The sequence below is a fragment of the Mesorhizobium sp. M0408 genome, from assembly GCF_040321495.1.
Classification (GTDB): domain Bacteria; phylum Pseudomonadota; class Alphaproteobacteria; order Rhizobiales; family Rhizobiaceae; genus Mesorhizobium.
Map to the genome: position 1 here is coordinate 129,183 of NZ_JAMYRO010000009.1, position 12,158 is coordinate 141,340.

Below are 12,158 nucleotides of genomic sequence, written 5' to 3' on the forward strand. Positions count from 1 at the left end.
GTCTGTCCTATCGCGTCAGCGCAGCCATTTGGCCTGCAAGGAAATCGACGAACAGCCGCGCACGGACCGGCAGCTGTCGCCCGTACGCATGGACGATGTGCACCGGCATGGTTGGCATCGCCACCTCGGGCAGGATGCGGACCAGGCGACCCGTGTCGAGATCGTTCTGCACGGCAAACCGCATCAGATGCGCGATGCCGGCGCCGGCAAGTGCCGCATTGCGGATGGCGCCGCCGTCGTCGGTGTCTAACCGCCCATCCGGCACGATCATCGTACCGTCGGCAAACGTGACCGGATAAGGCCGGCCAGCCATCTGGTGGCGGACGAATTCATGGTCCCGTAAATCCTCGACCGATGCCGGACGGCCGCGCCGCTCGACATAGGCTGGTGAGGCCACCAGCATGATCGGCAGATTGGCGATCTTGCGCGCGACGAGCCCAGTGTCTGAGAGCGGCCCCATGCGCACCGCAACGTCATAGCCTTCGCGGATCAGGTCGGCGTGGCGGTCGGTGACGCTGAGCTCGACCTTCACTTCGCCATGCTGCGCAAGGAACGCTTGCGACCATGCGGCGATCAGGCCGCGACCGAGTTCGACCGGCGCTGTAACGCGCAGCAGGCCGCGCGCCGTATCGGCCATCTGGACGATGTCTTCGGCATCGTCCAGCGCCCTTAGCAGCGGCGCCACGCGCTCGTAGTAGGCGAGGCCTTCGCTGGTGAGCCCGAGCCGACGCGTCGAGCGCTGGATCAGCCTGACGCCGAGCCGGCGCTCGAGCCGCGCCACGCTTTTCGACACCGCCGACGGGCTGGAGCCGACCAGCCGGCTGGCGGCATGGAAAGAGCCGGCATCGACGGTTCGGACGAAGGCGACGAGACCGGCGGTCTTTTCGAGGATGGTGGTCATTCCGGAATTCCAGGCACGAAAGAACGGATTGTGGGCACCATAATACGCGTTTCGATCATGATTAAATACCGCTCATCGCCAACAAAGGAGAGATTTGATGAGCAAACTGAACGGCAAGGTCGCCATCGTCACCGGCGCCTCCAAGGGTATCGGCGCCGCCATCGCCAAGAGTCTTGCCACGGCCGGCGCCGCAGTGGTCGTCAACTACGCCTCGTCACGGGAAGGCGCCGACCGCGTCGTCGCCGAGATCGAGGACCGTGGCGGCCGCGCCGTCGCCGTCCAGGGCGACGTGTCGCAAGCGGCTGATGTGCGCCGCCTGTTCGAGGCGGCGAAATTGGAGTTTGGCGGGCTCGACATACTGGTCAACAATGCCGGAGTCTTCGCATTCGAGCCGCTGGAAGCGGTTACCGAGGCCGAGTTTCATCGCGAGTTCGACACCAATGTGTTGGGCATCATTCTGACCACGCAAGCAGCGGTGAACCATTTTGGCGCGGGCGGCGGCAGCATCATCAACATAAGCTCGGTCGCCAGCCGCAATCCGCAGCCGAACTCGCTCGTCTACGCCGCGACCAAAGGTGCGGTGGACACGATCACGCTGTCGATGTCGCGGGAGCTCGGCGCACGCAACATCCGCGTCAACGCCATCGCGCCCGGCGGCATCGATACCGAGGGCCTCGCGCGCATCGGCATCGTCGGCAGCGAATTCGAGAAGCAGATCATAGCCATGACGCCGCTCGGTCGCTTCGGCCTGCCCGACGACGTCGCCCGCGTCGCGGTGTTCCTCGCCTCCGACGAAGCGTCCTGGCTGACCGGCGAGCGCATCACCGCCTCCGGTGGCTGGCGATAGGCATGGAGGGCGCGAACCTGCCGGCTCGCGGACCGTGCTACTCGCGGCGCGACGCACTGCAATCGATGACGAGAGCGATCTAAGCCCTATGTAGCAGCGAGGGAGGAGCGCCGTGCGCCATCGATGACGGCGAGATGCCAGGGAGGTAACGGATGACGGGCGACGAAAAAGCAATCCGAAAGCTGGTCGAGACGTGGATGGATGCGAGCAAGCGTGGAGACATCGCGACCGTCCTCAGCTTGATGACGGACGACGCGATCTTCATGGTTCCCGGCCGGGAACCCTTCGACAAGGAGATCTTCGCGGCAGCCGCGCGGGAGACGGCCGGCGTTCATATCGACGGCACGAGCGATATCGTGGAACTACAGCTTCTCGGCAATTGGGCCTTCATCCGCAGCCGCATCAATATGACCGCGACTCCGCCGAATGGCGAGCCGGTCCATCGATCGGGATATGCGCTGACGCTCCTGCGCAAGGAGGCGGATGGTGAGTGGCGGCTCGCGCGCGACGCAAACCTGCTGACCCAGCAAGGCTAGAGCCGGTCTCCGGCATCTCTGCACCTAGGCGAAGATGCGATGCAGGTCGCTCTGATCCCCCTCCACCTGATCACACCGGCAAGAGGGCGTTCGGCTTGACATCGGCGATGGAGGCGAAAGTGTGCGTTTCGCGCACGCCAGGCAGTGGCAGGATGACCCGCTGCAGGAAATCCTGGAACACCGCCATATCGGCGATCCGCGCCTTGACCAGATAATCGAAACCACCAACCACCATATGGCACTCCAGAACCTCCGGAGCTTTCGCCACGGCTTCGGCGAAGCGGTCAAAGACATGCGGCGCCGTGTGGTCAAGCCGGACCTCGATGAACACCAGCGTTCCCCGGCCGACCTTGCGCGGATCAAGCACGGCCCTGACCGCGGTGATGAACCCGTCGCGGAACAGGCGCTTCACCCGCTGGCTGGTTCCGGTCGGCGACAACCCGACGCGCCCGGCAAGATCAAGCGTCGTCCGACGGCCGTCTTCCTGGAGCAGCCTGAGCAGGCTGCGGTCTATCTGGTCGAGATCCTCCATTCCACAATCCACGCTATCTCAGAGATTTTTGTGCTTATTTCACGCAGAGATGCCAAAAACAACGTATTTCATCACATAAAACGTCGCAATAACCTGCGCTTCCCTCTCTCACCTAAGCAAACGCGGTGAGCCGATTTCGACGACCACAGGAGTGCAGGATGACCAAACAAGCGTTCAGCCCAGCCGGCAGGAGTGCGGCGGAAATCAGCAAGGGAGCGACCGAGATCCTGGTGCTGAGCGAAGCCGACGTGATGGCATGCATCGACCTCAGCCAGCTTCTCGATGTTCTGGAAGACGGCTTCAAGGTGCTGTCACAAGGCAAGGTCGTCAATCCACCCCGACCACAACTCGACATCCCCGGGGCCGGCTACAGCCTCGCCATGCCGGCCTGGATGGAGGGCATGAACCTGACCGTCAAGATCGTCAACGTCTTCGAAGGCAACCTGGCCAAGAACCTGCCCAGCCACCTTGCCACCATCAGCCTGTTCGATCCGCTGTCCGGCCTGCCGGTCTGCATCATGGACGGCACCTTCATAACCGCAGTGCGAACCTCCGGCTCCGCCGTGCTGTCGGTGCGCGCGCTTGCGCGCCGGGATGCCAGGATAGCGACCGTGGTGGGCGCCGGCGTGCAGGCCAACCAGCACCTGCATCTGTTGCCGCTGGTGCGCGACTTTGCCGAAATCCGTGTCGCTTCAAAGAGTTTCGACGATGCGGCAGCGCTTGCCCGGCTGCATCCGTCGGTGGTGGCGGTCGCCGACCTCGAGGCGGCAGTGCGCAGTTCCGACGTGGTGTGCCTGGCGACCCACTCCTACCAGCCGGTGATCGACGCAGGCTGGGTCCAGCCGGGCACGCATGTCTCGTCGGTCGGGGTGGCACCGCCCGGCGGTGAAATGCCGATCGAGCTCATCGGCAAATCCAGTCTTTTTGTCGAAACCAAGGATGCGTTCAAACCGACCCCGGTCGGCTCTTGCGAGCTTGCCGGCTTCGATCCGGCTTTCGGCACCGAGCTTGGCGCCATGCTGCTCGACCGCGCGCCGGGTCGCGTTTCGGATCAGCAGATCACCACCTACAAGGCGATGGGCATTGCCATGGAAGACATGGTCGCCGCCGACCTCGCCTATCGTTGCGCCCGGCGTCTGCGCAAGGGAAAGCTCATCGTGCTGTAGGCGCGCGCCGCGAGCCATGCGGGATCGACGGTGCTGACAATGGCGCTTTCGCGCAAGCGGCCGAGCTAAAGGCCGGCCCCTCAGGCCGGCTCGCGCTTCAGCGCCTGCGCCATGCAGTGAATGCCGCCGCCGGTCTTCGAGATCTCGCTCATGTCGATGGCCGCCACCTCGAAGCCGCGCGCCTTGAGCTGACCGATCAGCGTCTGGCTCGAGGTCGGCGCGATCACCCGGTCCTTGCCCAGCGACATGAAGTTGCAGCCGAGCGCCATGGTATCCTGGAACGGCACGTCGATGATTTCGTGGCCCTTGCCCTTCAGCCAGTCGACGATGCCCGGCTCCGTGCAGGCGAGGCAGACAGCGGTCAGTTTTTCAGCGATCGGCACCACCATCAGGTCGATATGGACATAATATTCGTCGATGAAGGCGATGCGGGTCTCCCAGCCCTCCTTGTCGAACCAGGCCTGCACTTGGCGCGCGCCCTCCTCCTGCGTGCGGGCGCCACCGCAGCCGATCAGCACGACGCCGTCCTCGATGACGTTGAAGTCGCCGCCCTCGAACGTGCCCGCGGTGACCATGTCGTAGATCGGGATGCCGAGCTTCTCATAGGTGCGGATCGCCGCGTAGTTCTCGCCGCGCCGCCACCATTGCGACATGGCGGTGATGATGGCGCCATACGGCGTCATGACGCTGGAATCGCGCGAGTAGACCTGCATCGGCAGCTCCGGCGTCGGCTCGTGCCAGTGGATGTTGACGCCGAAATGCTCATAGGCGGCGACCAGGTCCTTGTGCTGCGCCTGCGCGATCTGGACGTTGCATGGCGCTTCGCGCAGATGCTTGCGCGACAGCGAGCTGGTCGAGAGATGGCGCAGGAAATTCGGCGAGCCGAGCAGCACGTCGGTCAGCACGTCGGTCTCGTTGGCGAAGCCCCAGGCGGTCAGCGGCTTGGTTCCGCCGGCCGGGTTGCGGCGCTGCAGCGAAAACGGCTCGGTGACGATGCGGTCATGGACGGTCATGGGGTTTCTCCTCGTGAAGGGCGGCTTGGTTGATCATGCGGCTTGGTTGCCTGGTATCCACCAATCCCGTCCGCGCGGGGTGGTGATGTATTCCGGCCAGCGAAATCCGATTGGCGGATCGTAGTCGCAGAGCGGCGCGATCCAGTTCGAGCCACCGATGCCGCCGCCGGTGCGGGTGACGAATTCATCCATCGCAGCGTCGCGCGCAGCCTCGTCTTCCAACAGGCGAAGTGCTGCCAGCGCGACCGTCTTTGCGGCGCAGATGACCATCGGATCGATGGTGGCAGAAATGCCGCCCAGCGCATTCATCGCCCAGGACGGAAACGCGTGGCCGTTCTCGGATCGCAGCGCCGGCCGGGCGACGTAGAATCGTGCCGTCGGCGTGTGCCACGACATGTCGGTGTAATCGTCGGAGGTCGAATTGAGCTGCGACGGCGGCAGGTCGCGGCGCAGGATCGCCTCTGCATCCTGCGGCGCAATGAGCTGCTCCAGCTCGGCGATGAACGGCTCGTCGGTCGCCGCCCCGCCGGCATTGACCTGGATCTCGCGGGCGATCGCCTTGGCCGCCTCGTCCCAATGCGGCGGCCCAACTGTCGACAGCGCTTCATAGGCGATACTTGCCATGGCATGGTTGGCCAGCCCCGGCCGCGACTTCGACACCCAGTGCCGCTCATGGCGGCAGCCGCTCATCTTGGCTGCGGCTTCCGCATTGCGGTCGAGCATGGCGGTGACCTGCTCGGCCATCGCCAGCGTCGGCACGCGGATCATGTATTGGATCTCGGCCAGCCCGGCCGGCAGATTGTCGGCGGTCGCCTGGCCCGCCGTCAGGATCGCCTCGCTGATCGACCAGCCGCCCTGATGCGGCAGCATGGAATCGCGTAGCGCCTTGGAGGCCATATACATCATCATCAGCGCGTCGTTAGCGCCGGGCGCCCTGACCGCCGAATGCGCCTGCGGGATGGGTGCTGCATCGCTTGCGCGAACCCAATTTTCGGGTTCGTCGCACACAAAGCGGTAGATCATCGCATAGGCCGCACCGCAATGCGTGTCCCAGCGCGCGGTATTGCAGAGCGGCAGCATATAAAAAGGATGGAAGGAGACCATGCCCGCCAGCCCATCGTAATAGCCCTTCGCGGCATGGATCGGCTTCGATCCCCTCACCTTCTCCGCCGGCTCGCCGGTGAAGCGCAGCGTGCCTGATATGCCGTGGCGCTGCATCGCAGCCTTGGTCGCCAGCAGCCCGCCGAGGCTGGCAATGCCGAGGCCGGAATGCGGATCGGTGTGGCCGCCGGCCTGTTCGCCGAAGCCCGGACGCGGTCGCTTCACCGTCGCCGCATCCTGGCAATTGCCAGGCACCGCGTCGTACTCGGCATACATGCCGATGGTCGGGCCGGTCCCGTTGGTCCAGTGGGCGCAGAAGGCGGTCGGCATGCCGCCCGATCCTTCCTCGACCGAAAACCCTTCGTGCTTCAACTGCTCCACATACCAGGCCGCCGACTGGTATTCGCGCCAGGCGGTCTCGCCGAAATCGAAGATCGTCCGCGTCCACGCCGACAGCGACGGCTGGATGTCGTCCAGACAGGCAAGCGTGGTCGCTTGCGCGGAGGTCACCGGTATCTTCATCCGTCAAAGAAAGCAGTGAAGCGCCTCGCCAAAAAGTGATATGTTTTTCCGGCTCATGCAAATTCGGTTCACCTCTTGAGAATTCCCTCGACGCAGGCGCTGCGCGCCCTCGACAGTTTTGCCCGCCACGGCAGCGTCTGGCGCGCCGCCGACGAACTGCATCTGACCCGCAGCGCAGTCAGCCATCAGCTTCGCCTGCTCGAACGCGATCTCGGCTTCGACCTGCTCGAGCGCATCGGCAAGGGCGTGGCACTGACGCCGCGCGGCCAGCGCTATGCCAGCGACGTGCGCAAGGCGCTGACGGTGCTGGGCGACGCGGTGACGCGCCATGCCGGCACCGGCATCGGCGGCTCGTTCAGCGTCAGTTGTACGCCGGGTTTCGCCTCGCTGTTCCTGTGCACCCATATCGGCGAGTTCCGGCAGATGTACCCCGATGTCGCGCTGCGCATCCTGACGCCGCGCCGTCTCGACGACGTCAGCAATGCCGAGGCCGATGCCTTCATCGCCTTCGGCGTCGGCAATTGGCCGAACCGCGCGGTCGAGCTGTTGTGCGGGATCTCCTTTACGCCGCTGTGCAGCCCGACGCTGCTCAACAAGATCGGCGGCTTCTCCAAGCCGGCAGACGTGCTGCGCGCCAATCTCCTGCATCTCGGTGACACCGAGGACTGGGCGCGCTGGCTGGCGCTGTCCAAGGTCGAGAACCCCGACCCGGAAGGCGGCATCTTCTTTTCCGACATGAACCTGGTCTTTTCGGCGGCGATCGCCGGCCAAGGCATCGCTATGGGCGACGAGCTGACCAGCGGCCGGGCACTGAGCGAAGGCCGGCTGGTCCGCCCCTTCGACATAGCGATCAATTCACCGCGCTCGTATTTTCTGGTTTCCGAGCACGCCAAGGCGGCGCATCCGGTGCTGGAGGCGTTTGGGCGGTGGCTGAGGTCGAAGCTGTCGGAGAACCAGCGTTAATCTCCCCCCTCGAGGGGGAGATGGCCGCGAAGCGGCCAGAGGGGGTCGGTCCAACTGGGCTCGGCCTGCTGCTGCAGAGGAGGTTGGCACTTCAAGCGAAGCGACCCCCTCTGTCGCCTTCGGCGACATTTCCCCCTCGAGGGGGGAGATTGGCGCATAGATGAATCAAATTTGCCGATCAGGCGAAAACTATTCGGTTGCGGTGAGCCGCCGCCCTGCCTACGATTTCGCCTACGCTAAGGAAAGGGCAGGATGCAGCAACCCGGCCGGGCCGCAGAGATCAAGGCAATCGGGATCGGCAAGAGCTTCGGCTCGTTCCGTGCGCTGGACGATCTGACGCTCGATATCGGCCGTGGCGAGTTCCTCACCTTGCTCGGCCCCTCCGGTTCCGGCAAGACCACCTTCCTGATGATCCTTGCCGGCTTCATTCAGCCGACCGACGGCCGCCTTTACAGCGACGGCGTCGACATCACCGAGCGGCCGGCCGAGCAGCGTGCCGCCGGCATGGTGTTCCAGGGCTATGCGCTGTTCCCGCATATGAGCGTCGAGGCCAACATCGCCTTCCCGCTCAAGGTGCGCAAGAAACCGGCGGCCGAGATCAAACGCCGCGTCGGCGAAATGATCGAGCGCGTCGGGCTCAAGGGCCACGAGAAGAAACTGCCGTCGCAATTGTCCGGCGGCCAGCAGCAACGCGTGGCGCTGGCGCGGGCGCTGGTGTTCGAGCCGGGCGTACTTTTGCTCGATGAGCCGTTTTCGGCACTCGACAAGGGCCTGCGCGGCCAGATGCAGGCCGAGATGAAGCGGTTGCACCAGGAGACTGGCACCACCTTCGTCTTCGTCACCCATGACCAGAGCGAGGCGCTGGCGTTGTCATCTCGCGTCGCCATCTTCAACCATGGCAAATTGCTGCAGGTCGGCGCGCCGGACGAGGTCTACGACCGGCCGGACAACCGCTTCGTCGCCGAGTTCCTGGGCGAGATCAACATGCTGCCGCTGAAGGGCGTGCGCCCGGCCGACAATGGCTCGACGGGCCTCTGCGAAGACCGCGCGATCAGCATGCGCTGCAGGGCAGAGAAGGTCCGTGGCGATGCCATCCTGGCGATCCGGCCGGAATACATGTCGATCGCCCGCGAAGCCGCGGCAGGCGAGAACGGCATTGCCGCGACTGCCGTCGCCTCGACCTATCTCGGCGCTGCAACGCGGCTCGATCTGACGACGCGCCAAGGCGCCAAGGTGACGGTCTCGGTGCCGAACGAGGTCGCCGCCTCTGCCCTCAGCAAGGGCAATTCCGTCTGGCTGACCTGGCCCGCGGAGAAAGGCTTCCTCCTTCCGGATGGAGAGCAATGACGATCGGCGTGGCGAATTCGCCAAGCTGACATTCAGGAAATACCAACGACAAAAAAGGGGAACTGACATGACAAACCAAACCAAGAAAAATTCCATCGAGGCGCTGTCCGCCAGGGCAGTGCGCGGCGAGATCTCGCGCCGGCAGTTCACGCAGCTGGCCGCACTGGTGCTGGCCGGCACGCCGATGCTGCTGCGCTCGACCGGCGCCTTTGCCGCGGCTAAGGAACTGGTGCTGGTCAACTGGGGCGGCGACGCCATTACCGCCTATGACGCCGCTTACGGCCAGGCCTTCACCAAGGAGACCGGCATCACCGTCAAGATGGACGGTTCCGGCCCGACCGAAGGCGCAATCGCAGCGCAGTTCAAGAGCGGCGCGCCGACCTGGGACCTGGTCGACGTCGATCCGTTCTCGGCCATCACACTCGGCGCCCAAGGTATGCTCGAGCCGATCGACTATGCGGTCGTCGACAAGAAGAAGATGCGGCCGGGATTCGGCTGGGAGTACGCTGCCTCGACCTATTTCTTCTCCTACGTCATCGCCTACGATGCCGAGAAATACGGCAGCCAGGCACCGACCGGCATGGCCGACTTCTTCGACGTGGCAAAATTCCCCGGCAAGCGCTCGCTCTACAAATGGGGCGTGTCGAGCTGGGAAGCGGCACTGCTCGCCGACGGCATCGCGCCGGCCTCGCTCTACCCGCTCGACCTCAAGCGCGCGCATGACAAGATCGCCGCCTTCAAGGAAAACGTCGTCGCCTATTGGGGTGGCGGCGCCGAAAGCCAGAGCGTGCTGCTCAATGGCGAGGCCTCGATGGCGATCGTCTGGTCGACCCGGGCTTCGCTCATCGAGCAGGATTCCGGCGGCAAGATCAAGTTCATCTGGGACCAGGGCCTGATCTCGCCCGGCGCGCTCGCCGTGCTCAAGGGCAATCCCGGCGGCAAGGACGCGGCGATGAAGTTCATCGCCAGCACCCAGGACCCGGAGAAGGAACTCATCATGTTCGACAAGCTCGGCCAGGGTCCGGCCAATCCGGCCACCGATGCGCTGATCCCCGCCGACAAGAAGCGCATCAATCCGGTCGATCCCGAGAACATGAAGAAGCAGATTCCGCTCGACATGGATTGGTACGCCAAGAACTACGGGGCGGCACTCGACGAATACACGAAGATCATCTCCGCCTGACAAGCCGGGATAATCGGATGAGAGCATACCTCTCCGACAGGATGGGCGCGGCGCTGTTGATGGCGCCGCTGCTCCTCTTTCTTGTGCTGGCCTACGCCTGGCCATTCCTTGGCGTGGTCAAATGGAGTTTTACGCTGCCCACGCCGGGGCTGGGGCAGTACAATGCGCTGCTCACGGATCAGTTGGTGCAGTCGGTCTTCATCCGCACGCTGCGCATCGCCGCGATCGTCACCATCGTTTCGGTTGCCGCCGCCTACGCCATCACCGTTGTCTGGGTACGCGGCACGCCGGTGCAGCGCGTCGTGGCCGAGTTCTGCATCCTGGTGCCGTTCTGGATCTCGGTGCTGACGCGCGCCTTCGGCTGGGTGGCGCTTTTGTCCAATCGCGGCCTGATCAACACCTGGCTGCAGGCGGTCGGCTTCATCTCGGAGCCGCTGGCGCTGGTGCGCAACGAGTTCGGCGTCATCGTCGGCATGACGCATTTCCTCATTCCCTTCGCCGTGTTTCCGTTGGCCTCATCGATGCGCAGCCTCGACGATCGCGTGCTGCTGGCGGCGCGTGGCCTCGGCTCCAGCCGTATGCGCACCTTTTGGTCGGTATTCGTGCCGATGACCCGCTCCGGCATCATCGGCTCGGCGCTGATCGTCTTCGTCTTTTCGCTCGGCTTCTTCGTCACGCCGGCGATCCTCGGCGGCGGCCGCAGCGTGATGATCGCCGAGCTGATCTATCTCCGCATCTTCCAGAGCCCGGACTGGGGCCTGGGTGCGGCAATCAGCGTGGTGCTGGTGCTGTTCGTCGGCGCGCTGATGGCGCTGCTTTTCCGCTATATCAGACCAAAGCAATTGGTGTAGCGCGATGCCGACCTACCGCCCCGGTCCCGTCTCGCTGATCCTCGCCGCCCTGGTCGCGCTCTTCCTGCTGCTGCCGCTGCTCGCCGTCATCCCGGTATCGCTGACGCCGAGCCGCATGCTGGCGATGCCGTCGGGCGAATTGTCGCTGCGCCATTACCGGGCGCTGATCGAGGATCCGCGCTGGATCAATTCGATCCTGCTCTCGATCAGGATCGGCATCGTCAGCAGCGCCTTTTCCACCGTGCTGGCGCTCTGCTTCGGCCTCGGCATCTGGATGTTCCAGCCGCGCTTCACGGCAGCATTGGTCGGTTTCGTGCTGCTGCCGATGGTGGTGCCGCCGGTGGTCTCGGCAATCACGCTCTACTTCCTGCTGACCTCGATCTCGGGTTTCTCGTCGTTCTTCGGCTATGACACCTGGCTGGGTGTCGCCATGGCGCATGCGGTGATGACGGTGCCCTTCGCCACGGTGCTGATCCTGGTGTCGCTCAGCCAGTTCGACCGCCGCATCGACCTCGCCGCCCGCGGCCTCGGCGCCACCGTGTGGGAGCGCGCCACCCGCATCATCATGCCCAATATCAAGTTCGGCATCGTCACCGCGGCGTTGTTGTCCTTCGTGCTGTCCTGGGAGGAGATCGGCGTCACCCTGTTTATCACCTCGGTCAACGCCATCACGCTGCCGCGCTTGATGTGGATGGGCCTGCGCGACAACATCGACCCGGCGATCGCCGCACTCTCGGTGATCCTGATCGTCATCACCGTGCTGGTGCTTGTGGCGCGCAGCGTCGTGGTCAGGCTGCGCGAGGCGCAGTGAGGGCCGCCTCACGCCGTGGTGACTGGCGCGAATGAAACCTTGCGCTACGATTTTCGTTATAGATGGTTCAACACGTCGAGGGCTCTGCCATGAACCAGGGATGGTTTGCCAAGCCGGTTGCGGTTGCGGTCGGCATCGTGGGAGATATCCGCAACATTTCCAACGCACGGCAGGCTGTCGAGTTGCTGACAGCCCACTGGCGTGACGCCGGCAGCGCCAAACACGGCTTGGCACTGCGCACATGCCGCCGTGCCATGAGCGACGACCGCTGGACCGAAGCCGCCAGGGACGCGTTCATCGAGGCCGCGCGGGAAGCGCATGTCCTGGTTGAGCGAGCCGTTGAACCGCAGGACCGGTCCAGGCAGGCGGGACCGTGATCGATTTG

13 protein-coding genes are annotated in these 12,158 nt (G+C 64.5%); 9 read left to right on the top strand and 4 right to left on the bottom strand.

Annotated features, from left to right (window positions below; translation table 11 throughout):
- Positions 1-7 precede the first annotated feature (7 nt).
- Positions 8-901 carry a LysR family transcriptional regulator gene (locus NKI67_RS13160; protein ID WP_352636019.1) on the bottom strand — a complete coding sequence of 298 codons (894 nt, stop codon included), beginning with the start codon at positions 899-901 and terminating at the stop codon, positions 8-10.
- Between the two features lie 97 nt (positions 902-998).
- Between NKI67_RS13160 and NKI67_RS13165 the strand changes: the two genes are divergently transcribed.
- Positions 999-1,748, top strand: a complete 750-nt coding sequence (locus NKI67_RS13165) for an SDR family NAD(P)-dependent oxidoreductase (RefSeq protein ID WP_023677277.1) — start codon at positions 999-1,001, stop codon at positions 1,746-1,748.
- Positions 1,749-1,900: 152 nt separating this feature from the next.
- Entirely contained in the window at positions 1,901-2,284 is a 384-nt protein-coding gene (locus tag NKI67_RS13170; RefSeq protein ID WP_023677276.1) for a YybH family protein, read from the top strand.
- A 70-nt stretch (positions 2,285-2,354) separates the two neighbouring features.
- Here NKI67_RS13170 and NKI67_RS13175 read toward each other — a convergent pair whose 3' ends face one another.
- A complete protein-coding gene (locus NKI67_RS13175; RefSeq protein ID WP_352455438.1) occupies positions 2,355-2,816 on the bottom strand; it encodes an Lrp/AsnC family transcriptional regulator in 462 nt (153 codons plus the stop codon).
- Positions 2,817-2,974: 158 nt separating this feature from the next.
- Here NKI67_RS13175 and NKI67_RS13180 point away from each other — a divergent pair, with 158 nt between their 5' ends.
- The gene (locus NKI67_RS13180; RefSeq protein WP_352621386.1) at positions 2,975-3,982 is read left to right on the top strand and encodes an ornithine cyclodeaminase family protein; all 1,008 of its coding nucleotides are present in this window, start codon (positions 2,975-2,977) and stop codon (positions 3,980-3,982) included.
- An 80-nt stretch (positions 3,983-4,062) separates the two neighbouring features.
- Here NKI67_RS13180 and NKI67_RS13185 read toward each other — a convergent pair whose 3' ends face one another.
- Both NKI67_RS13185 and NKI67_RS13190 read right to left on the bottom strand, forming a co-directional pair.
- Positions 4,063-4,995 carry a dimethylarginine dimethylaminohydrolase family protein gene (locus tag NKI67_RS13185; protein WP_352645523.1) on the bottom strand — a complete coding sequence of 311 codons (933 nt, stop codon included), beginning with the start codon at positions 4,993-4,995 and terminating at the stop codon, positions 4,063-4,065.
- 33 nt (positions 4,996-5,028) lie between these two features.
- A complete protein-coding gene (locus NKI67_RS13190; RefSeq protein WP_352645525.1) occupies positions 5,029-6,618 on the bottom strand; it encodes a zinc-binding metallopeptidase family protein in 1,590 nt (529 codons plus the stop codon).
- A 75-nt stretch (positions 6,619-6,693) separates the two neighbouring features.
- Between NKI67_RS13190 and NKI67_RS13195 the strand changes: the two genes are divergently transcribed.
- From NKI67_RS13195 to NKI67_RS13220, 6 genes are all read left to right on the top strand, one after another.
- Positions 6,694-7,581 carry a LysR substrate-binding domain-containing protein gene (locus NKI67_RS13195; protein ID WP_023677271.1) on the top strand — a complete coding sequence of 296 codons (888 nt, stop codon included), beginning with the start codon at positions 6,694-6,696 and terminating at the stop codon, positions 7,579-7,581.
- 252 nt (positions 7,582-7,833) lie between these two features.
- Entirely contained in the window at positions 7,834-8,928 is a 1,095-nt protein-coding gene (locus NKI67_RS13200) for an ABC transporter ATP-binding protein (protein ID WP_352455434.1), read from the top strand.
- A gap of 67 nt (positions 8,929-8,995) precedes the next feature.
- Positions 8,996-10,111: an ABC transporter substrate-binding protein gene (locus tag NKI67_RS13205; RefSeq protein WP_352587178.1), complete on the top strand. Its 1,116-nt coding sequence runs from the start codon at positions 8,996-8,998 to the stop codon at positions 10,109-10,111.
- Between the two features lie 17 nt (positions 10,112-10,128).
- Positions 10,129-10,962 (top strand): ABC transporter permease, encoded by an 834-nt coding sequence (locus tag NKI67_RS13210; protein WP_031194462.1) that lies wholly within the window; start codon positions 10,129-10,131, stop codon positions 10,960-10,962.
- A 4-nt stretch (positions 10,963-10,966) separates the two neighbouring features.
- Positions 10,967-11,773: an ABC transporter permease gene (locus tag NKI67_RS13215; protein WP_352645527.1), complete on the top strand. Its 807-nt coding sequence runs from the start codon at positions 10,967-10,969 to the stop codon at positions 11,771-11,773.
- Between the two features lie 89 nt (positions 11,774-11,862).
- Positions 11,863-12,150 carry a DUF982 domain-containing protein gene (locus NKI67_RS13220; protein ID WP_352501284.1) on the top strand — a complete coding sequence of 96 codons (288 nt, stop codon included), beginning with the start codon at positions 11,863-11,865 and terminating at the stop codon, positions 12,148-12,150.
- Positions 12,151-12,158 lie beyond the last annotated feature (8 nt).